Source organism: Nocardia sp. NPDC058499 (genome assembly GCF_042719915.1).
Taxonomy (GTDB): Bacteria; Actinomycetota; Actinomycetes; order Mycobacteriales; family Mycobacteriaceae; genus Nocardia.
In genome coordinates this window covers 23,636-43,746 of sequence record NZ_JBHXMZ010000022.1, presented here as the reverse complement: position 1 = coordinate 43,746, position 20,111 = coordinate 23,636, and the positions used below count along the sequence as shown (strand labels likewise).

At 67.7% G+C, this 20,111-nt stretch carries 16 protein-coding genes; 3 read left to right on the top strand and 13 right to left on the bottom strand.

What is annotated here, in order from left to right:
* Positions 1-690: 690 nt before the first annotated feature.
* The gene (locus ACFWPH_RS33735) at positions 691-2,253 is read left to right on the top strand and encodes an amidohydrolase (RefSeq protein ID WP_378756356.1); all 1,563 of its coding nucleotides are present in this window, start codon (positions 691-693) and stop codon (positions 2,251-2,253) included.
* Positions 2,254-2,292: 39 nt separating this feature from the next.
* On the opposite strand, the gene ACFWPH_RS33730 is transcribed toward ACFWPH_RS33735, so the two are convergent.
* From ACFWPH_RS33730 to ACFWPH_RS33695, 8 genes are all read right to left on the bottom strand, one after another.
* Positions 2,293-2,532 carry an integrase core domain-containing protein gene (locus ACFWPH_RS33730; protein ID WP_378756362.1) on the bottom strand — a complete coding sequence of 80 codons (240 nt, stop codon included), beginning with the start codon at positions 2,530-2,532 and terminating at the stop codon, positions 2,293-2,295.
* An 18-nt stretch (positions 2,533-2,550) separates the two neighbouring features.
* Positions 2,551-3,150, bottom strand: a complete 600-nt coding sequence (locus ACFWPH_RS33725) for a DDE-type integrase/transposase/recombinase (protein ID WP_378756360.1) — start codon at positions 3,148-3,150, stop codon at positions 2,551-2,553.
* A complete protein-coding gene (locus tag ACFWPH_RS33720) occupies positions 3,150-3,461 on the bottom strand; it encodes a transposase (protein WP_378756359.1) in 312 nt (103 codons plus the stop codon). The genes ACFWPH_RS33725 and ACFWPH_RS33720 overlap by 1 nt, the downstream gene beginning before the upstream one ends.
* A gap of 320 nt (positions 3,462-3,781) precedes the next feature.
* Positions 3,782-10,045 carry a MobF family relaxase gene (gene mobF, locus ACFWPH_RS33715; protein ID WP_378756354.1) on the bottom strand — a complete coding sequence of 2,088 codons (6,264 nt, stop codon included), beginning with the start codon at positions 10,043-10,045 and terminating at the stop codon, positions 3,782-3,784.
* A 317-nt stretch (positions 10,046-10,362) separates the two neighbouring features.
* On the bottom strand, positions 10,363-10,725 hold the full coding sequence (locus ACFWPH_RS33710; RefSeq protein ID WP_378756353.1) for a hypothetical protein: 363 nt from the start codon (positions 10,723-10,725) through the stop codon (positions 10,363-10,365).
* A gap of 100 nt (positions 10,726-10,825) precedes the next feature.
* Positions 10,826-12,418: a hypothetical protein gene (locus ACFWPH_RS33705; RefSeq protein ID WP_378756352.1), complete on the bottom strand. Its 1,593-nt coding sequence runs from the start codon at positions 12,416-12,418 to the stop codon at positions 10,826-10,828.
* A 406-nt stretch (positions 12,419-12,824) separates the two neighbouring features.
* Positions 12,825-13,328, bottom strand: a complete 504-nt coding sequence (locus tag ACFWPH_RS33700; protein ID WP_378756351.1) for a hypothetical protein — start codon at positions 13,326-13,328, stop codon at positions 12,825-12,827.
* 93 nt (positions 13,329-13,421) lie between these two features.
* Positions 13,422-13,913, bottom strand: a complete 492-nt coding sequence (locus tag ACFWPH_RS33695; RefSeq protein WP_378756349.1) for a single-stranded DNA-binding protein — start codon at positions 13,911-13,913, stop codon at positions 13,422-13,424.
* A gap of 901 nt (positions 13,914-14,814) precedes the next feature.
* On the opposite strand from ACFWPH_RS33695, the gene ACFWPH_RS33690 reads away from it, so the two are divergent.
* Together ACFWPH_RS33690 and ACFWPH_RS33685 are read left to right on the top strand one after the other, a co-directional pair.
* Positions 14,815-15,066: a hypothetical protein gene (locus ACFWPH_RS33690; protein WP_378756348.1), complete on the top strand. Its 252-nt coding sequence runs from the start codon at positions 14,815-14,817 to the stop codon at positions 15,064-15,066.
* Between the two features lie 103 nt (positions 15,067-15,169).
* Entirely contained in the window at positions 15,170-15,412 is a 243-nt protein-coding gene (locus ACFWPH_RS33685) for a hypothetical protein (protein ID WP_378756347.1), read from the top strand.
* Positions 15,413-15,672: 260 nt separating this feature from the next.
* Here ACFWPH_RS33685 and ACFWPH_RS33680 read toward each other — a convergent pair whose 3' ends face one another.
* The 5 genes from ACFWPH_RS33680 to ACFWPH_RS33660 form a co-directional block, all read right to left on the bottom strand.
* Positions 15,673-16,152 carry a hypothetical protein gene (locus ACFWPH_RS33680; RefSeq protein WP_378756346.1) on the bottom strand — a complete coding sequence of 160 codons (480 nt, stop codon included), beginning with the start codon at positions 16,150-16,152 and terminating at the stop codon, positions 15,673-15,675.
* 141 nt (positions 16,153-16,293) lie between these two features.
* Positions 16,294-17,898, bottom strand: a complete 1,605-nt coding sequence (locus ACFWPH_RS33675) for a ParB/RepB/Spo0J family partition protein (RefSeq protein WP_378756345.1) — start codon at positions 17,896-17,898, stop codon at positions 16,294-16,296.
* Positions 17,899-17,984: 86 nt separating this feature from the next.
* Entirely contained in the window at positions 17,985-18,215 is a 231-nt protein-coding gene (locus ACFWPH_RS33670) for a hypothetical protein (RefSeq protein ID WP_378756344.1), read from the bottom strand.
* 82 nt (positions 18,216-18,297) lie between these two features.
* Positions 18,298-19,212 (bottom strand): DNA-processing protein DprA, encoded by a 915-nt coding sequence (dprA, locus tag ACFWPH_RS33665; RefSeq protein ID WP_378756343.1) that lies wholly within the window; start codon positions 19,210-19,212, stop codon positions 18,298-18,300.
* A gap of 115 nt (positions 19,213-19,327) precedes the next feature.
* The gene (locus tag ACFWPH_RS33660) at positions 19,328-20,023 is read right to left on the bottom strand and encodes a hypothetical protein (RefSeq protein WP_378756342.1); all 696 of its coding nucleotides are present in this window, start codon (positions 20,021-20,023) and stop codon (positions 19,328-19,330) included.
* Positions 20,024-20,111 lie beyond the last annotated feature (88 nt).

Genomic DNA, 20,111 nt, shown 5'->3' with positions numbered 1-20,111 from the left:
TTTTGGTCTTAAGCAAATCGATTATCGCAGGTCAGAGCACCCTTTCGCCAATTCCGGCACTACGTGCCGGAATTGCACGAACAGGGGAGGCTAGCGCGTATTCGCCACAGCTGGCAGGGGCCAGGGTGCCACTCCTGTGGTCGCCGACCGGGTCGAGGAGTGCGCATCGGCGAGGTGCCGTGCCGCTGCAGACTTGGTAACGCTGGCGCCGACGACCGCGGATTATTACCAATTCCGCTGTTCGGGCTGAGGCGTCCGTCGGGACTGAGCCGCTTCGTCCACGGAACGCGCCCTCGCGAGAGTCGGTCAGCGGCGTGGGGCTCACGAGACCTCTCTCGCGCAGCGCATCGGAGTCGGTGGATCGCGAGCGTGCTGGTACCTCTTGACGACTCGATTCGGTGAGAGTAGAAAAATGGTCAATCGAGTCTGAAATAGAGGATCGATCGCGTCGCGGATGACAACGTGCGACAAGCGAACTGAGGTCGAAATGCATCTCGCCGAGGTCAAATCCGCATCGTACCGGCACGGCAAGTTGGGGTGCCTCGAGTGCCAAGAGATCGCCGTGTGCGTTTCCGTTTCCAACGAGGCTTCGACCACCGTGTAGGTCGCAGAGTGTGTCCAACTGGTGAACTGAAACAGTAGGGGCTGCTATTTGCGCAGCCGCCGTCATTCCCCTGGAGCGAAAGAAGCATGACGACAACACCCAATGAGACCTTCTTCATCAACGGGCGGGTCAAGACGATGGATAAACGCCAACCGAGCGCATCCACGGTCCGCATCCGAGGCGGGCGCATCGTCGAAGTCGGTGATGGGGCACTGGCAGCCGCGAATACTGCTCCTTCGACGAACGTTGTCGATCTGAACGGCCGCTGGCTCTTGCCCGGTTTCATCGATGCTCACAACCATCTCTCCATATCGGCGTTGTTCCCGCGATGGGTCGATCTGTCGCCGGTGCAAACTCCTGACGATCTGCGGCAGGCGCTCGTTCGTCAAGCTGAATCGGAGCCGGACGCACCGTGGATTCGCGGAGCGAACTGGTGGGGGTTCTTGCCGATCGATCGCGACCTGCTCGACAGCTTCGGATTCGATCGACCGATCATGATCGGGCACACCTCATGCCATGACGGAGTTGTAGACTCGCGAGGACTCGACATCCTTGGCATCTCCGAGGAGAGCGAAGACCCGCGCGGCGGGCTGCGAACACGCGATTCCAGAGGACGATTGACGGGAGCGTTGTACGAGAGCGCGTTCGGCCCGGCCTACGCCGCTTCGATCGAAGGCTTCGACGATCCTGAGCAGTACGACGATGCACTTGCCACCCGGGCGAGGGCCTTCCTTCAGGAGGGCATCACTGCGATCCACGACGCGGCATGCAGTCCCGAAGCAGAGGCGGCCTATCGAAGGCTGGCCGCCAAGGGCGCGCTTCCGGTATCGGTACTCGCAATGCCTCACTCCAAGTTCCTGTTCTCCGATAACCGCGACCGGCGAATCGATGGCCCCGCCACCGGGGAGGGGGATGAGTGGTATCGCGTCGGTCCGGTGAAGTTCTTTGCCGACGGCGGCCAGGTTCCGGCCTTTTCCGCCGACCACGGTCACACCGGCATCCTCAACGAGAGCATGCCCGAAGCGCTCGCCCACGCGATCACACTCGGCTTCCGAGTCGCGGTCCACGCGATCGGTGACGTGGCAATGAATCACACGCTGTCCGCCTTCCTCGAGGCCGCGCGCACGCGGCCGGACGATGATCACCGTTTCCGGGTCGAACACGGCTTCTTCAGCAGCCCGAAGCACATCTCAGATATGGCAGAGCTAGGGGTTATCGCCAGCGTTCAGCCTGGGATGCCAGAGATGATGTCCAATTTCCTCGACTCACATGGCGAACACGTCCACGGCAATACGTTCCGTTTTCGCGATATGGCAGAAGCCGGAATCACCATCTCGGCCTCCTCGGACGACCCCTGTATGCCATATGGGCCGCTTCTCAATATGCAGGCAGCTTCCATTCGCAGGACCGGCGCGGCGTCACTCGCAGGCGACCAGACGCTGGCCAGGGAGGACTGGCTCCATGCCTTCACTGCCGGCGCCGCCTACGCCGGGGGACAGGAGAACGAACGAGGTTCGATCACTGTGGGTAAGCGCGCCGACTTGGTCGTTCTCGACGGTGAGCTGGATTCGAACGAACCCCCCGCGGTCGATGAGACGTGGGTCAACGGCGCGAAAGTCTGGGCCAGAGAATCGACCAGTCCCCGATAACGCGACCACTTGATCCGGCCCCTGGAAAGGGAGCCAGGGTTACGAGAGTTGAGGCTCGGGCTGGATAGCGTGCCACAGTGTTTCATACTCGTCAGGGCTGATGTGGCCGAGGTAACTGTGGCGACGTTCGGTGTTGTAGAAGTTGTCGATCCAGTCGGCCATCGCGGCTGTGAGTTCGAGGCTGGTGGCCCATTTCCTGGTGTCCAGTAGTTCTGTTTGCATCCGTCCCCAGAACGCCTCTATAGCGGCGTTGTCGAAGCAGTCGCCGACGGTGCCGATCGAGGGAACCAGGTTGTGTTACCGCAGGTTTTCACCGAACGACCAGGACCTGAACTGCACGCCGTGGTCGGCCTGCAGAATCGCCCCATGGAATTTCGCGCGTTCCCGCACAGCCATGTTCACCGCGTTGTTGACCAACGCGGTATCCGGGATCGTGGAAAACGATCGGCCGACGATCCGCTTGCTGAAGCAGTCGAGAATCGCGCAGCAGTAAACCTTTCCGTCACGCGCGGGATGTTCGGTGATGTCCGAACACCACAGCCGGTTCGGCCGATCGGCGGTGAACACGCGGTTCACCAGGTCCGACGACGTGTGGACGCCGAGAAGGTTGGGTTTTCGTCCCTTTTGCCGCGGAAGACCGGAAAGCCGCAGTTCGCTCATGATCGAATGGATCAGCTTGTGGTTGAACACCATGTCGCACTTGCTGAGCAACGCCGCCTGGATTCGCCGACGCCCGTATGTGCCGCGGGAACGGAGATGGATCCTGCCGATCTCGTCGGCCACGACCGTCCGGCGTAATGTCCGTGTGGACAGTGAGGGTTTGCGCCGTCGGTAGAAGGTGGCGCGGTGCAGGCCGACGATCCGGCAGGCCGCCCGGCCCGAATGACCGCGTGCGATCAGTCTTTCGACGATCGCGTACTTTCTCTTGGGGATATCTCCGCCTGCTCGTCGAACAACTCGCAGGCATCCCTGGGGAGTTTCAGTTCGGCCTCGAGCTGAGCTATCCGGCGATGCGCTGAGGCCAACTCGTCGGCCTCGACGCTCGGCACGCCTTCGCGGACTCCGGCATCGACCAGGGTCTGTGCCTTCCACTTGAATAGTGTGGCCTCGGAGATACCCGTCTCGGCTGCGATCTCGGCGACGCGTTCCCTGGAACGCATGCGAACACACACCTGCCGACGCAGTACGGGCGGATACGATTTCGGCATCATGACCTCCTGGTGGTCAAGTCTGCCTCAACCCTCGTAACGGTGGTCACGTACTCGGGGGCCGGATCAGCTTGGTCGCATCCACGGGGAGCGGGTCAAAGCTACATGGGCGGGACACCGCGCTGGATCGGGCCGCAACCTCCGATCACCGACGATCATCGCGCACTGCCCGGAGTGTCTCAGCGGTGGCACCGTGTCGGCGAGTGGGACTGTGGATTTAAATCCACAGTCCCCGGTTGCCGGAGCACGCAGGGAGTATGCAGCGCAACATCGGTGACGCCGCCATCCTCTGACGTTTCCCGGATGTCGGTGGTGGGAGATCACAGGCCTAGTTCGTCGGCGGGGGCAGGGCCGGTCTCAGGTTCGGTGAGGTCTGCCGTGTCGGGGCTGATCGGTTGATGGCGTCGGAACTTTTGTTCGGTCTCGAGCTGGTCGGGTGTCAGTCCCGCGCGGCGCTGTTGTTCGTCGTGCATCTCGGCCAGTCGGCGCTCGATATCGCTGGTGCGGTCTTGTATTTCACGAGCGACATCGGCATCCTCGACTGGGTCTGCAGCTGGGAGAATCAGCACCGGGCTGGGGGTCGGGCGGGCCAGGACGCTATCCCATCGGTCGGGTGGTCCGGCGAGGCGCAGGGCGCGGCGAGTGGCGTCGCGCGCGGCGGTTCGGGCCGAATCGCGAGTGTCGGCAGCATCGCGCTGTGCGGCGAGGAGGCTATCGACACGGGCGCTTAGCGCGCGGCGGTCGTCCTGCTTACCGGTGGGGATGTTCTCGAGTTCGGTGCGAGCGGTCTGCAGTGCGCTGCCGGCCGCGTGTACTGCGCGGGTGGCAGCGGTCAGGTCGCGATCGGCGGCGCGGGCGGCGCAGATTGCGACCTGAGTGGCGCGATGACCTTCGACCGCAGCGTCAGTGTCGGCGCTACTGCCGCGCCGGAATGCGGGCGGGTTGAACAACTCGGTGTCGGTGTCGGTTAGCGCGAGACGCTGCTGCAACGCTGCGATGCGTTCCATCAGATCTTCGTCGGTCAGCATGAGCAGCGGATTGTCGGCGGTGCTCTCGGGTGCATGGAGTTCGGCGTCGTTGTCAGGGTGGTGTGGTGGTTCGGAGATTTCTTGGCCGGTGTTTGGCTGGCCGGCGGCGGCGAGTCCGTGGCGGGTAACCCAGTCGCTGAGGGCGAACTTGTCGCTGAGTGGCAGTCGGGTCCAGTCGCGGCGCAGGAACGCCAGGACCTCGGTCGGTGCTCGGGTGGCGGCGAAGTGAGCGGCGCGGGCGGTGATGCGTTCGCCGGGAAGATGGGGCGGAATGCCGGGGATACCGGTGTCGCGGCAATCCCCGCAGAGCCCGTCGTCGTGAGAGTCGGTGCGGATAGTGTGGTCTGGTCGCGGCGTGTGATCAGCGAGCGCGCGCTCCATTCCGCACTCGACGCAGGGTAGGTCGCGCACGGTATCGAGGAGGATCCTCTCGTGGTCCACGCCGCCGCTTCCATACGGCGCCGGGTCTTGCAGAGGAGGCAGGCTGACCGAACCGTCCGGCCCCCTTGTTCGACCTGCTCCCGTTTCGCGGTCGAAGCGGCGGTCGCCGGCCCAGCGTGCGGTCACTGCGTCGGGGCGTTGTGTTCTGTCGCCGTTGTCGCGTTCCTCGGTTCGCGGGATGCGGTCGCCGGCCCAGGGATCGGTGAGGTCGGGTCGGTTGTCGAAGTAGCGGTCGGCGCTGTCGGGGCGGTTTCGTCGCGGATCTGGTGGGGACTGTCGGCTGGGGTCGGTCCAGCGGCGGTAGTCGTGTGGGGGTTGCCATCCGTCGTGGTTGCGGTCTGGGCGGTAGAGGCCGGGGTCGGTGTGTGGTGTGCAGGCTTGGATGGTTGCTCGGAGGTCGGGATATTGTTCGGCGGCCCATTTCAGTCGGGCGCGTGCGATAGGGAACGCGTGCGCGTGCAGTATCTCTGCTACTCGCCGCATGGTGGCGCGATGTTGTTCCGGGACGTCGTTGAGGGCGCGGGTGCCGGCGTTTAGGTTTCCGGAGGCGAACAATGCGGTCACCCGCCGGACTCCTTCTGGGAGATCCTCTGACTCCGACCCAGTGGTTGATCCGTCTGCGGTGGGGGTGCGTTCGGAGTCCGGTTCGACCGAGGTTTCACCGGGTCTGCGGGTGTCGTCGGCCATGGTTCCTTCTCTCTGCAAGTTGCCGGTGTCGGGGTCCCTGGAGCACGTCTCGGCGGGCGGCTTCTGCGGCGGGGGTTCGCCGGAGCCGGGATCGGGCGGAACTGGGTCTCGGGTCCTGTGATCGGCGTGTGGTCCGACCCCGGTGGTGGCGTGCCCCTCGGGTGGTGTTGTGTCGTGGAGGGGGTCGCTGCAGGCCGACGGGTCGGTTGTGTCGCCGGTCGGGGTGGGGCGGAGGAGCAATTCGATGCGCCAGGTGAGGGCGGTGACCAAGTTGGGGACTGCGAGTGCGGGTTCGGCCCCGGTTCGGGCGGCGGACAGTAGGTCGTGTGCGGCGGACAGCAGGTCGTGGGCCGCCCATCCGGCGCTGGTGCCGAGGTCGACGGCCGCGACCAGGCGCGGCCAGCCCGCCTCAGCGCGCACCCCGGAGGCGAGGTTGTCACCGAGAACACCGGTGAGCGCCTCGTCCCAGCCCGGCCGCAAACCGGTCGATCCTGAGGGGGCTGAGACGGTGGTGTCCAGATTCATGCGCGACCAGAGCGCGGCGGCGGGCATCTCGTCGGGTAGTGGGCCGAGCGCGGATGCAGCGGTGAGGAAGGACTCGATATCGATGCCGGCGCGGCGAGCGGTATCGAGATGCGCGGCGACCACCGGCCAGTACGGGTCGGCGGTGAGGCGGGGTTCGATCTGCTCGGCCAGCGGCGCCCACCGCTTCGCGGGGGTGTCGATATCGCCGGGGCCCTCGGTGACCCGTTCATCGAGCAGGTGCTGATAGTCGTGTTCGTTGCGGGCAAAACGCGTCGGGCCGGTGGGACGGGGATCGGTGTCGTCGATATGCAATGCCGCCCGCCATACCGCCAGATCCGCCACCAGCTCCGGTTCGTTGGGCAGCAGTGGCCGCGCCCATGCCGGCGCGGAGACCGTGGTCCAACCGAACGCCTCGGCGTGGACCCGGCGTGCCAGATCTGCCACGATCCGGCACCTGGCGCGTACATGGTCCGCGAGCTCGGTGTCGGTGAATGACCTGGGCGGTGGGCTGATCCACGGCAGCGGGCTGGCGCCGGACGTGTCGGTTGCGGGGGCTAGGCGCCAGTGTAGGACGGCGGCGACATCGTGGGCGGTATCGAGTTCGCGGTCCGCCGCTGCGTCGACCAGTGCCTCGACGGGGTCGCGGCCCGACAGCGAAAGGACCGCCAACTGCTGGCGCAGCACCGGGTAGGCGGGGGCATCGGTCAGATGTGGATGTATCTGTTCGGCAGCGGCGTCGATTCGGTCCAGGCCCGCTTGGCCGAGGGTTTCTTCGGCGGCGACGCCGACGGTGTCGAGGAAAATGTCGAGGGCGCGGCCGATCCTTTGGTGCGGGTCGGTGGCATCGCGGAGCATCGTGTGCGCGGATTTCTGGGCGCCATCGCGGGCGAGGATCGCCAGTAGGTGCTCTACGGCGGTGCGTGGATGGACCGCGGCGAAGCTGAAGAACGATCCCTCCGCGCCGTCGAGCGCGGTGGGCACGTAGGCATGGTTGGCGTGCACGCCGCGGGTGAGCGCGACGTACAGCTGCTGTCGTGATTCGCTGCCGGAGAGTGCGACGTGGCAGGTGTCGGCGGTGATTCCCTGCGCGGAATCGATCGTGGTCGCGTATCCGAGCCGCACCGATTCGCGCACATACTCGGCGGGCAACTCCACACTCGGCCCCGCCGTGCCGCCCGATCGGCGGTGGGTCGCGGTCAGGCTGCCGTCGGGGTAAACGGCGGTGACGGTCCAGGCGTAGCCGTTGCGCACCCAATCGCGGTCCCCGACACGCAACCGAGGATTGTTGCGGCGGGTACGGATGATGTCCCCGGCCGACGCGCACAAGCCGTCGGCGAGCACACATTCCGCACCCGGATCAGCACCGGCACGGGCCAGGTGATCGGCGCGGGCGCGGGCATTGAGCGCGGCCACCACATCATGAGTTCCGGCGAGCATGATCGCCTCCCGACCCGCGCGGTGATCGGCGATCCAGGCGGTGTAGGCGTCATCGTGGGTGGCGCCGGTGTGCCCGGCGTGGATGCGGTCGTTGTCCAGATACCAGCCAAGCGCGGCCGCAGCCCCGTCGCGTAATCGCAGACTCGCCGCGGATTCGGCGCGGGAGGCGAACCGCACCACATGCGTCAACGAGAGCGTGTGTTCGGGTGCGGCGGCGACCATATCGGCATCTGCGCCGCCGGCCTCGATCGCCGGGAGCTGGTGATCGTCGCCGATACAGCGCACCGTCGCGCCGCGGTCGGTGAGGAACCGCAGCAGCCGAAGACGTTTCAGATTGCCGACCTTGACGTGCTCGTCGACGATCACCAACGTGTCCGGCCCGATCTCGAGCACCCACTCCGGTAGCAGGGGTGGGTATGGTCGATCGGCAGCCGGATCGGCCGGGATCGAGGTGTGGCGGGAGAGGACGTCGAGGAGTTTGTCGGCCGTTTCCACCCGTGCGCCGATCGAGTCCGCCAGCACCGCCGCGGCTGAGGCGGTCGGCGCCAACCCGAGCACGGTGCCTCCGTCGCGGCTCCAGGCGTCGGTCAGCACCCGCATCGCCGTCGTTTTCCCCGCCCCGGCCGGCGCGTTCGCGGTCTGCACCCGCATCCCCGAGGTGGCGAACCCTTCGATCACCGCCACCTGACCGGCGTTCAGTGGCCGGTCCGGATTGGCCTCGTTGTAGTGGCGAACCGCCTCGGCCACGGTGCCCAGCGCGAGCTGACGCCCTCCTGGCTGGGCAGCCAACGCGATCAACGCACGCTCGGTCGCCAGCACGGCCGCGGAGGTGTACAGACGAGTGCCGGCGACCGTGTGCACGCCGGCCCCGTCACGGCGCTGTAACGCCGCCGGGACGCGCCCGAGTACGGGCTGTTCTGCGATTTCGGGGTCGTCGGCGGCGATCACCCGCACCGGTGACAGGGTCTCGGCCAGTACGGTTTCGGTGGTGTGTGCCCAGTCGCGACCCGCGATTCTCCCGCGGAGCTGGCGTTCGATTTCGGCCCGCACATGGTGAATCCGCCAGGTGGAACGCTGCTCGGCGACCACGTCGAGAACCCGCTGCGCGGTTGCTGCCATCTGTGCGGGTGTCAACGGTCGTCGCGCCGGATGGAGCGGATCGGACACCGCCTGCAGCATCTCCGCGAGTGCAACTCGACCGCCCAGCAATTCGAGTGCCTCGGTGCGCCAGTCGCGGCGCTGCTCGGCTAGCGAACGAGATTCGTGTTTTGGGGGTCGGGTTTCCAGGGTCGCGCGGTCGGCCAAACCGTACATTTCCGTGGCGATCGGTTCGCGGCCGTGCTCATGCTGGAATGCCGCGGCGAGGTCGGCGAGGCGTTCGGTGATTGCGGTATCGCGGCGCGACCAGTGCGTAATCAACTCGACGGGGATGCCGATGATTTCGCGGATGGGGCGTTTGGAGGTGACGTGGCCATGGCGTTCGGCGAATTCGACACCGACTGTGTCTTGGAGGTGGTGTTCGAGGCGGGTGTTGTAGATCTCCGAGACCGTGACCACGACTCGGTAGATCGCGGCCCCGTCGAGGGTGCGCCAGCGGCCATCGGCGGGGCGGACTCGGTTGGCGATCAGCACATGGGTGTGCAGGTCCGGGTCCCTGGCGCGGCTGTCGCGGTGGGTGAATCGGGCCGCGACCAGGCCCTCGACATCGACCTGCCGTATTCCGTTGCGGCCCAACCGGGTGTAGATCCCGTGGTCTTCGAGCCAGGCGAGGGCATCGTCGACCGCCGCCTGATGCGCGGCCTCGATCCGCTCAGCAACGTTTCTGGGGGCCAGGGCCCACAATGCCGACACACTTTTGACCGGAGAAAACGTGATGTCGAACCCGGCCACGGCGGTGGTCAGCCGGGAGTTGACGGCGACCCAACCGGAGAGTTCGCGGTCGTTGAGGGGGAGGCGACCGTATTGTTCGGTGAACATCTCGGTCGCCACCGTGGTGCGAATCCACTCCCGTTCCGATTCGAAAATCGGGTCCCGGGGGTCGGCTCCGCGTAGCGAATTATAGGATTCGAACGCGGCCTGGCAGTGTTTCCGGAACTCGGAAACGCCACCGTAGAAACGAAAAGGGTTGCCTAAACGCGATTCCTTGTCGGCCTCTTTCGCTGCTTCCTGGTGAGTGGCGCCGAGCTTGATTTGCTCGTCGTAGATCTCGGCTTCGATGAGATCGCTGTTCGGGTGGCGCCCCAACCCGAACAGCGATTTCATCTGTTCCTCGGTGACTTCCTCGCCAGGTGACAGCCGCAATGCGGCCAAACCGGTGCCGTGCCAGACCCCGGGGGACTCCCCGTGTGCGGAGTAATAGTCGGACAGGGTCGACCGGCCGCGCGACTCCCTGTCGTTGGCGGCGACATTTCGCAGGTAATACTGATATCCGTTTCCTGCAGCGACCTTGTGTAGCGTGGCGGTCATATACTCAGTCAGCGCCCCGGGGGAAATGTTTTACAAGGCATGGAATTCACGCAAATTGCGTGAATTCCCGCGAATGCGCTGGTCGTTATCAGATTGCAATCCTGAATGCAAGAGGTCTGCTTGTTGAAAATGTGTGGAGGAGGGGTGGTGGGGGCGCGAGGGGGTGTAGAGGGGCGATGGGTTTGGGGGTGAGTGAGGGGTAGGGGCGGTGGGTGTGTGGTGGATGGTGTGGGGTGGAGGGCACGGATGCGGAAGCGTGTTCCGTATCCGTGCCCTGGAACTCGGTGACGACCCGGCGCGTGCCGGGTGCGCGGGCGTCAGCGGGGTTCGATCGGGATCCAGCCGATAGACGCGCAGGCGTAGAAGTTGTCGTCGATCGCGACGACGTCGCCGACGGACAGCGACCGTAGTCCGCTGTCGTACCAGGCGCGGGTGTGTGTTTCGTCGTCCGCGTCGAGGGGGTGGTCGTTGAACATCGCGAAGACCCACTCGAGGATCTGGGAATCGGAGCACGCCGTGGGAGCGGTGAGGGTGTAGGCGAGCACAAGGTGGGCCTCGGGCTGGTAACCGTCGAGGATGTCCCGGTCGTTGTTGCAGAACACACGGACCCGACGGGCCGCGGCGGTGGGCGCGGTGCGCGAGGGGCGTAGGGCGGCGAGGAAGTTGAGTCGGCGTCGCACAAGACTCCTGACAGACGGGGGAGGTGTCGGTTGGCGGCCGGTCCGCCGCGGGAGTGGACACCGCGGCGGACCGGAGTCGAAGGGAAGAAAGGAAACTGGGTCAGGCTGCGCTGCTCGTACGCTCGCGTGGGGCAGCGACGCCGAGGTCGACGCGGCACTGGGTGCAGAGGTTGTCGGCGTGGACGACGCCGTTGCGGGCGCAGCCGTCGCAGCGGCCGATGCGCTGGCCCGCGCCGAGCGCGGACGAGCGACGCGGCCGCGACGCCGAAGTGCGTGCGGCGGAGCGTGGGGTGGGTGTGGGCCCGTCGAGGTGGGTGGCCATCCAACGGGTGATCAGTCGCCAGGTCGGTCCCGAGTTGGCGGCGGCGGCGCGGATGCGGTCGAGCAGTGCGCGCGCCTGGCGCGGGTAGGTGGTGGCGATGTAGGCGCAGCGGGATTCGACGAAGTCGCGGCCGGTCCACGGCGCAGACAGTGGCGGGATGCCGGGGTGTCCGGCGTCGCGGCAGAAATCGCAGAGCCCGTCGTCGCTGACGAGGCGGCCGACGCGTTGGTGGACGGGGCGGCGGTCGATGTCGGCGCGGTCGATCCAGCAGTTCACACACGGCCAGCCGAGGTAGGGCACCATCGCGGCGAGGTCGTAATCCAGCCCGGAGCCTTCCCAGGTGGTTTCGGGTGCGTCGAGTTCGCTGTAGGGCCGGAACTCGTCGTAGTCGCTGGGGGTCGGAATTCCGGTGCGTTTCTGGGCGAGCCGATTCTGATCCAGCACCCGCACATACCCGCGAGCGGCGGGACGGCGACGCGGCCGGTCGCGACGTTCCTCACTGATCCCCGGGTCGCTGCCGTGGGCGCGCAGGTACTGCGTGGCCTGGTCGTCGAGTGCGGTGTGGCGACCCGACCGCGCGCGCGTCGCGCCGGTGGCCGGGGGTTCGGGGTCGAGGAGTTCGCGGTCGCGGTCGGTGTAGTTCTGCGCGACGTGCAGGTAGTAGGAGCGGTCCCACAGCCCGGCCTGCACGTGCGCCCACACCGCGTCGGCCGGTTTCCGCGGGTCCGCCACCACCTCCGCGTCGGCGGCTTCGAAGTCGTGGTCGATGGCGTAGAGCCGGGTCGCGGCGTAGGCAGCGAACTCGGCCTCGCGGCGGAGCACGGTACGGCGGTCTCGACCACGATGACGCAGATCGACCATCCCGGCAGGCAACCGTCGGGGTCGGCGAGCGAGGCGGTAGGCCAGCGCCTCGGGCCGCAGCCGGGCTTTGTCGGTGAGTTCGGACGGGGTGGCGGTGAGGCGGTCGCGGTCGTGTTGCTCGCGGATCGAGCGGCGGACCCATTCGGTGGCCTCGATCGGCGCTTCGCTGATGCGGGGCATAGCGGGGAAGTGCAGGCCCGGGTCGGTGTCGGTGGTGTAGTGGATGACCATGTCGCGCAGTTCGGGGCGGCTCTTGGCCAGCCAGCCGAGCTGGCGTGCCGCGACCGGCCACCGGTTACGGGTCAGCATGTCGGCGACCTGCTCCAGAAACGCCCGCTCCGCGGCCGAGGCCGAGGTGAGCGCCTCGGCGAATACCCGGCGCGCGCGGCGTGGATCGGTGTCGAGCAGGTAGTCGACATCCCACACCGCATAAGCGAAGGGGGACAGCGTGAGGTCGACGGTGGCGAGGGTCGGAGTAGCGGGGGACGGAGTGGCGAGGGTCGCGGTCATTACAGGGCTCCTGACTGGTAGGAGAAACGACGCAGCCCCGCACCACTGGGCACGTACGCAACGCGCACGCACCCCTGGTACGGGGCTGGGTGGCTGGTCGGTTGACCCGCCTGAGTGCGACTCGACCAGGGCGCGGGCCCGACACGGCGCAGGGAAGGCGCCCCCGCGGGCGGCACCGAATTTCCCGCGCACTGCCCGCGAACCGGCACGGACCGCCGAGAGGAGGCGCCCGGGGAAATTCGGTGGTGACCGGGCGCGGGCCCGAAGCCGTGGCGGGACCGCGCCCTGGTAGCACTCAGGAAGGCGGGGCAGCCGGCCAGCCCACCCCGCACCCTCCGCTCACCCCACCACGGTCGCAACCGGCGCGGCGGCGGCGCGGTCTGCGCCTATTTCCGTCGACTCCGGTTCAAGCGGAGACGGATGCGCGGTATTGCGCCTCGGCGTCGGTAGGGCGGGTCACGGCGTCTTCGAGTCGGGCGAACGGCCACAGCCACTGCTGGTATTCGACGTGGAGCTGATAGGCGGGCACCAGGTGGCCCGAGTAGTGGCCCGGTACTGGTGTGGCGTAGTCCGGCTGTTCGGCATAGATCGCCTCGCGCAGCCGCGTGATCCACGTCCGGGCTTGGCTGTCGTCCCACTCGGGGTGTTCGCAGGACTGGTACTCGTAGCAGTGGGCGGCCTTGAGCACCGCCAGCGCGTCGAGCTCACCCTCGGTGGTGTGCAGGACATAGCGGGAGCGAGGGTTGTCCTCCCGGTACCGGTAATCGACCGAGCAGACGTTCTCGTCCCACAACATCTGACCCAGATTGCGAAACACGGTCCGCCCCGCACCCTGCCCGGCCACGCCGTACTGCGCGATCGCATTGACCAGTATGTCGATATGTTCGTTGCCGACGATGAACGCAGACATCAACTCTCCTTTCTCATGCTCGGTACGCGCCTGGTACGCCCAAGGCGCTGGCATGACGACCGGACCGCCCTTCGTGCTGAGCGCACAGGTTGGTCAGAATCCCGCGGCGGTATTCCATGCGTTGCCGCCCCATGCGTCCCCGCCACCGGCGGTGGCCCCGACGAGCTGGGCCGACCCGGCTTCGGGTGCCCCGGCAGTGGCGTCGCGGTTGGTGCTGCGGCGGTTGGTACGCTGAACGGTGGCGGTGGCATACCGCAGGGAGGGGCCGAGTTCGTCGACCTCGAGTTCGACGGTGCTGCGATTGTCGCCTTCGGGGGTCTGCCAGCGGCGCTGCTTGAGTCTGCCGGACAAGATCACGCGTGCCCCGCGGGTCAGCGATTCCGCCAGGTTCTCCCCGGTGTCGCGCCAGGCCGTGCAGCGCAGGAACAGCGGCTCGGCGTCTTTGAACTCGTTGGCCGCGCGGTCGAAATACCGTGGCGTGGACGCGACGGTGAAATTCGCGACCGCGATACCGGTGGGGGTGAACCGCAGCTCCGGGTCGGCGGTCAGATTCCCGATCACGGTCAGGGTCGTGTCTCCCTGCATGAGCATGCTCCTTCAACTCGGTGGTGGGCAAATCGAATGACAAACCCCGGTACGGCCCTATTGGACCTACCTCTTCGGTGATCGCGGGTACCCGGAACCACGCCGCGACCCGCCACTGCTGACGCGGCGTGGTGGCCCTGCGCCCGACAGGGAGAATGGGAGAACGAGACCGGGGGCTTGGGTGGTTATCCGCTCTGTCCGCGCTCAGGGAGCCGGTCGGTCGCGCCGGTCCAGCGGGGCAGGTCGGCGTGCGAGCTTGGGTCGGGTGACCGATCGCCTGGACGATGTCGCGTTCTGCGCACTGCTGTGAAACGGGGGCGGTTCGGATGGGGGTGCTGGTACCGGGAGTCGCCCTGTGTCATCATTTCGAATGTATGTTCGAGTTGATGGGTGGTGGTGAGCCGGGTGGGCGTGCGCCCGCCCCGGTCGGGTCGTGCCGATGAGCTGATGCGTCTGCGGGCCCGGATCGCTGAGATTCCGGGAAAGGTGGGTGGCAAGACGGCAGCGACCGAGCCGTCCTCCCTGGGCCCGGTGGCCGGTTCGGTGATCGATATCGGTCCAGGGTTGGGCGCGGTCCTACCCCACGGCGGTTTGGCCCGGGGCAGCGTTGTGGCGTGCGTCGGGAGCGGGGCGTTACTGGCCGGATTACTCGCCGGGGTGACGGCGGCGGGGGAGTGGGCCGCGGTGGCCGGGGCCGCCCGGCTAGGGTTGCTGGCGGTCGCGGAAATGGGTGGTGTGCTGGCGCGGCTGGCGCATATCCGGGACCCGGGTCCCGATCCGGTCGGGGTGGCGACGGTGTTGTGCGATGGGCTCGGGGTGGTGGTGCTCGACACCGCGGCGGTGACAGCGGCGCGGGCGCGGATCGTCGCCGCGCGCTCACCGCCACGACACCGTGGTGCTGGTGACCGCACCGGACTGGCCGCACCCCGATCTGTTACTGCGCTCCCGCGTGACCGGTTACACCGGGCTGGAGGCCGGGCGAGGCCGGATCCGCCAGCTACACCTCGAGGTCGAGACCCTCGCACGGCACGGCCTGCTGCGGCGCACACAACTGGCGCTGTCGGGAACCGCCGGCGGGCGCACGACCTGGACAGTGCAGGCACCGGCATCCACCACCGGCGAAGACCATGCACCGCTGGCGAGCGGGCAATGACGGCGTCCGGACCCTCCGTGGTGCGGAGGCTGGCGCGGCCGCGGCCGGTGCAGGCCGACCCCCGCAACTCTGGGTCCCGCCGCAGCAGCCACGGCGGCGGGTGATGGGGCCTGGGCTGGGGGAGTTGGCCGCGAGCGTGGATCCCCGGTTCGGTGAGGAGTGGATCCCGGCAACCCAGCACGCGTGGGCCAGGTCCCGGCTCGGCCGGACCACCGCGTGGTACGCCGAGATCGCTGTGGAACTTTCTACCGCCAACCGGCTGGAGACGATCACTGTGCGGCAGTGGGTGCCCTACGACAGTATCCGGCTGCCGCCCGAACACACCCCTGATCGACTGCCCAGCTGACGGCGACTTCTACGCCGCGGCAGTCCGGGTAGGAGAGGCGGCGTCCAGGATTACCCTTCCGGTCCGTGTCTTGGGAGGTTATGGTGGCTGGTGCGTCAGGGGGTTGCGGGGGTTTGGACCTCGATTTCTCGTCTCCTTGTGGCGCACCCGCCGATGCGACCGTGACTCCCCCTTTCCGGTTCGGTGTCGGTGTGGCGTGGGTGGGTGCGGTCCTGTGTACCCCCTTCCGGGGCCTGCACCCACCCCGCCGTGGTCACCGGTTACCGCCGCGGCCGGCGACGGCTGGCCGCTCGGGGGCCGGTGGTGGTGAGCGAGATTTCGAAGCGGCCGGGCATGGCGGTGATGACCAGCGAGCCGTTGTCGGTGCTGTATTCGCGGATCAACCCGATGAGGGTGTGCCCGCCGGTATGGGTTTCGGTGATGTCGATGTGTTCGTGGAAGTCGTCACCACCGACCGGTGTGGAGCCGATCGCTGGGGGCCCGGTGCCGGGCCCCCAGCCCAGCGCGTGCACCACCCTCGGATCGGAGTCCGGGTCCGACGGGTCGCGGGGCTGGCGGGGGATCGCGTTGCTCCACAGGTAGGTGCCGTCGTTCTTCGTCCAGATCAGTGACGGCGCAGTCGGGGTGGCATCGTCGGCGTAGGGACACCGGGAATGGGCGGTGGCGGCCATCGTGTGTTCGGCGACCACCAAGACCTCGCCCAGAGGGAACCAGAGATCGATCGAGTCCGGACGTGGCATTCGACAGAACCTTTCGCAGGTCCGGGACGGAGAGTCCCGGTATCGGTGAGCAGGACAGTGCCGTCGCCACGCCGCACGCCGGCCGAGCTCCGTGAGGAAGCGGCCGGCGCGCGGCGGAGCCCCGTGATCGGAGCCTCGGAGTCAGGCGGCGATATCGATGTCGTGGTGGTCGATGTCGCCGACGGCGGCCTGCTCGACATCGACGAGCGCGAAGTCGTAGTCGGGTCCGATCGCGTCCAGGTAGCGCAGGTACCGGTCGGTGGCCGAGGTGCTGTGGCGCCACAGGGTTTTGTCGATATCGGTTTCGTGGTCGGCGAGTTCCATCGCCAGCAGGATGGTCGTGGCCCGGTTCGGCGAGGCGGTCTCGATCGCGGCGAGCAGAGCATCGCGGCCGGCGGGCAGCCCGAGCAGGGTGCCGGTCAGGTCGAGGGCTTTACCTTCGAGGGTGTGGGCGCGGGTCTGGGCGAGGAAGACCGCCGCACCCGCGGGCGGGGTGGCCTTGGCAACCATTTCCGGCAGCTTGTCGAGGCGGCGGTTCTTGGCGGCTTGGCCGCGTACGTTGAGTTCGCGCACCATCCGCCGTTCCTGGCGCGCTTGTTCGCGTTCGGCCAGTGTGTGTGCGGCGGCCAGACGGGTGGCTTCGGCTGGATCGGTGGCGTACTGCAAGCCACTACCGGCGAGCTCGCGGGCGGGCAGGTAGTAGTGCGGGGTCCACCGGTCGGCGTATTCGACGGTGTCGGCATGCCGCAACCCCTCGCCGGGTGAGGTGTGACTGTCCCGGCGGGTGTTCCAGTCGACCTCTGCGCGGTCGACGATCTCGCCGGTGTCGCGGTCGACCAGCAGTGCGTTCTCCACGACGCTGAGATAGACAACCCACCGGGTCGCGTCGGCGAAGATCGCTGTCTCATCGACCTCGCCATTGTCGGCGGTGGCCAGCATGCTGGCCGGTATATAGGCGTCGTCGCCGCTGGTGTCGGGTTCGGTGGTGAGGACTCCGAACCCGGCTGCGGCGTAGGGGAGGGCGGCGTGGAGGCGGTTGCGGGTTTCGGTGCGGTCGGCGTCGATCCGGTTACGCAGGTAGGTGAAGTTGTAGCTCGGGGTTTGGGTGAGGCGTTCGACGGCGTCGGTGTCGCCGAGGTTTTCGTATTCGGCGATCACGGCGAGCTGGTCGAGGCTGTACTGGCGGCGACCGAGCAGCTCTTTCGCGGCCTCCGAGCGGCCCACGGCCGCGGACTTGCGGATCTCGGCGCGGTTGCGCTGCAATCCTTTCGCCACGCGGGTAAGCGAGGCGCCGAGGTCGAGCATCTGCGCGATCCCGGCCGCCCGATCCCCTGCACTCAAAGGGACGCGGCGGTCATTGAGGTTGATCTGCATCAACGCCCGCTGGATCCGCTGCTCCGTGTCATCGACACCGGCGGGAGTGTCGACGATCCATACCGGGATGTGGTCGAGCCCGACCTCGCGGGCGATCAGCACACGCAACTGTCCGTCGATGGCGTAGACGGTGCCGTCGGGTCCGCGTTCGGCCCGGATCGGCAACCCGACACCGAACTCCCGGATCGAGGCCACCTCGTCGGGATGATCGGCGAGATCGAAGGTCTTGCGGACATTGTCGGCGATCACCACCTCGCCCGGAGACAGGTAGGCGGCCTCCGCCCGCGGTGTCACCGGCTCCCGTGCGGCGGTCTGGGTGTCATCGGGGGTTTCGTCGGGGTCGGTGACGACGGTGAGAGTGGTCGAACTCAAAGCAGTCTCCTTACGTGGGATACGAGGCGGTTGGTGCACCACCGGGTACGTGGTGCACCACCCATGCCGGGACGGAACTGGAGCAGTCAGGCCGCGGCGCGATCGGCGCTTCGGCGGGCGACGTTGACCGGTGCCAGCCGCAGCACCCCGTCGGTGTCGCCGTAAGCCCAGTGCCGGGCCTTCCATCCGGGGAACAGGTCGCGCCACCGGTCGACGGTGGTGGTGTCGGTGAAAGCGGTGACAGCACCGGCCATGCCGAGGTGTTCGAGCCGGTCGTAGTCGGTCCGAGTCAGGGTGTCGGGGTGGGTGTCGGGCACAGCAATGACCTCCGATATCAGGAATTTTCGAGGGGACGAGCGCCGACTGCGGCCGGTATCGCCTGCTCCGGCGCGGCCAGCCCTACAAGGGGGAAGGCTCGGTGGTGAGGGCGTCGATGACCTGGGCGGCGCCGGTGGCCAGGCGCGCGGTGCCGGTGCCGATCATGTCGTGGCAGCCGACCGAGGCCGCGGAGAACACCGACCCCGGCACGGCGAAGACGGGCCGGCCGAGTGTGGTGGCCCAGCGGGCGGTGTTGCGGGTGCCGCTGCGCAGTCCGCACTCAGGGATCACCACGGCCCGCGACAAGGCGGCGACCAGCCGGTTGCGCTGGAGAAACCGTTCTTTCGCGGCGTGGGTGCCGGGTGGATATTCCGAGACGAGTAGCCCGTGTTCGGTGATCCGGTCGAGCAGGTCGGCGTGGGGAGCGGGGTAGGCGCGGTCGATGCCGGTGGCCAGAACCGCGATCGTGGGTGCCTGGCGCACCAGAGCGGCGCGATGCGCGGCGGCATCGACACCGAACGCGCCCCCGGAGACCACGATCCAGCCCCTGCTGGTGAAATCGCCGGCGAAGTCGGCGGTGACCTGGATGCCGTAGCCGGTGGCGGCCCGCGCCCCGACCACCGCGACCCGGTACCGAGTGAACAGGTCCAGGCGCGCGCTGCCCCGGACCCACAACCCGAGCGGACTGGTCGTGCCCGTGCCGGGCGCATCGAGCCCTGCCAGGCAGTCGCGGGGCCATTGGTCGTCGTCGGGGGTGAGGAAGCGGGCACCGCAGCGGTGCCCGCGGTCGAGGTCGCGTTCGGCCTGCTCCCGCACACCCGCCGGGATCTCTGCGATGGTGCCGGAGTCGAGGCGGAACGTGACCTCCTCGACCGGGAGCGCGCGCAGAAGGTCGTGCACGACCTCGGCGTGGGAGAGAGCGGCGCGCGCGACCGTCGCCCACGCCAGCCGGCGGCGCGGGTCATCGAGGGCGGGCGTAGACGGTGAATCGGGCATGCGGACTCCAAAAAAGGGGGTTCGTCGAGGGCAAGGCGCCGGCTGATCGACTGCGTCCGGGGAGGCGGGTGAGTACGGGTCACGCTGGCGGAAGTGATCGAGAATGGGCGCGGGGCTATGCGAAGGGACCGCCGTCGCGGAACAATTCACGGACGACCATGAGCATGGCGAGTGGATCGACGGGTTGGCGGTCGTCGGTGCCCGGCGCGGCGTCTCGGATCCGGCGGATTCGACGGAAGGTCGGGTGGCGCAGGTCGATTCCTACTCCTGCTGAGCTCCGCGCGGTGTCGGGGTCGTCGGCGAGGCGGTAGTCGGCCAACGCGATCTCGACCTCGTACCAGGCGTCGGCGGGTTGGCCTTCCCGCGGTGTTTCGGCAGGTTCGGGTTCGCCGCGGGTCCAGTACCGGCAGGTGCAGGCCGGATCCTGGCAGCGGGCGAACCGGTCCCGGGTGACCGGGTTGTAGCGGTGGATGCGCCCGGCCAGCATCGGACAAGCGCGGGTGGAATACGCACCACAGGCGCGGTGCGTCGCCGGTTCCACCGCGATCCCGCGCAGGAAATCCGCCGGCCGCACATACACCACGACTGGATCATCGAGCGGGTCACCGCAGATCTGGCAGAGCCGCTCGACCAGCGCCGCGCGCAACCGGGTGGCGTCCAGTTGCCCCCACACCGGCCGGGACCGGTCACGATGTGCCAGCGTGACGAACGGCACGACCATGCCCTGAGCGGTCGGCGCGGACGCCAACCGGTGCGGGATCAGGTCGGGCCCCTCCGCGGAGGCGTCGGATGGATTGACGGAGGGAGTCATGATCACCTCGGTTCCAGCTTGGGGGCCGGGCCGCCGTGCATCGGCCTGGGCAGGTGCACGGTCAAGCCCGCGGAAATATCGTGGGGAA